2 pseudogenes are annotated in these 1,470 nt (G+C 76.3%); both read right to left on the reverse strand.

From position 1 onward, the window contains the following. Positions 1–873, reverse strand: a pseudogene (locus L0B03_RS17830) (hypothetical protein); the annotation flags it as partial. Continuing rightward, positions 866–1,470 (reverse strand): annotated as a pseudogene (locus L0B03_RS17835) (serine/threonine protein kinase); the annotation flags it as partial. The pseudogenes L0B03_RS17830 and L0B03_RS17835, both read right to left, overlap by 8 nt.

Consider the following 1,470-nt stretch of genomic DNA (forward strand, 5'->3'; position numbering starts at 1 on the left):
GGCCGGGCGCCCCGACCCACCGGCCCGGTGCTCGCGCACGTCGCCGCCGTCGAGGGGCACCTCGAGCAGGGCGTCCGGGGTGGCGACGAGCACCTGCGGGGCCTGGGGGCCGGGCTGCTGGACCAGCAGGTCCGTGCCGTAGGCCGCGAGGTCGGTCGACCCCGACGGGGTGTGCACCTGGGTACCGACCAGCACCACGAGGTCGTCCCCCACCGCGGTGGCCTGGTCGAACCCGGGCACCCCGCCGTCGGGCAGCCCGGAGAGGGTGCCGTCCTCGGCGTGGTCGACCGTGTCGCTGCCCTCGACGACCTCGACCTCGTGCAGGGTCCCGTCCACCGAGGCCCCCACGACCGTGCCGTCCTCCCCGACGACGGCGACCCCGCCCTCGCCGAGGTCCACGTGCGGGGTCTCCGCGCCCAGCACCCCGACCATGGACACCGGACCGACCCACAGGCCGCCCGAGCCCGGGACGCTGACCGCGACGGTGCCGGCAGCCATCGAGACCTGCGCGCCGAAGGGCACCGCAGCCTCCCCGGCGAGCACCACGCCCGCGGGGTCGACCGCCGAGACCTTCCCGGGCTCGACGAGCAGCACGTCCTGCGCGTCCTGCAGGACGTCGAAGTCCGAGGTGGTCGCGACCAGCCCGGCGTTCAGCTCCTCGATCTGCATGTTGAAGCGACCGAGCTTCTGCTGCGAGGTGTTCGTCAGCCACACGGCCCCGTCGTTGAGGTCCACCTGGGCAACAGGAGCCCCCGGGTAGACCAGGGCGAGCGTCGCGGCCACCACCGGGATCGTGACGGCAGCGCCCACCCGCGTCCACGAACGGCGTCCCTCGTGGGGCCTCGCGGCGGCCCGCCCCAGCACCTCAGCCACCGTCGACGCACCCCACCGCAGGCTGGGCCGAGGACCGGCGGTCCGCCCGCACGATCGCGACCTCGACGCAGACCTCACCGGTCCCGGTCGGCGCGAAGGTCACCTGCGGCTCCTCGACGACGGTGAGGGCCGTGGGACCCCCGGGGACGACCTCGCCCCACAGGTACTGGTCGCCCTCGTCCGGGTCGGGGTTGGTCCAGGTGAACTCGACCTCCTCGCCCACGCGGCGGCCCTCGAGCTCGGTCGGGGCCGGCACCGCGAGAACCAGGTCGACGGTCGGCGACGCCTCGGGCGACGCCTCCTCGGGGGCTGTCTGGGGCTCCCCGCCGAGGGCCAGCACCCCGGCCAGGACGGCCGCGCCCAGCACCAGGATCCCGCTAGCGACCAGGGCGATCACCCGCCCCGGCCCCCGGGACGGCGCGGCCTCCGGCACGGCCGAGGGCACCTCCTGGGCCGAACGTCGCCACGCCTCGAGCACGTCCTCCGAGCTGCCCTCGGCGAGCCCCGGGGCTACCGGGACGGCGACCGACCCAGCGACCGACCCGAGCGGCTGCCCGACCGCAGGGGTGGGCCCGGGGCCCGTGGACGCCGGGACCG

The sequence above is a fragment of the Actinotalea sp. C106 genome (assembly GCF_023630195.1).
Lineage (GTDB): Bacteria > Actinomycetota > Actinomycetes > Actinomycetales > Cellulomonadaceae > Actinotalea.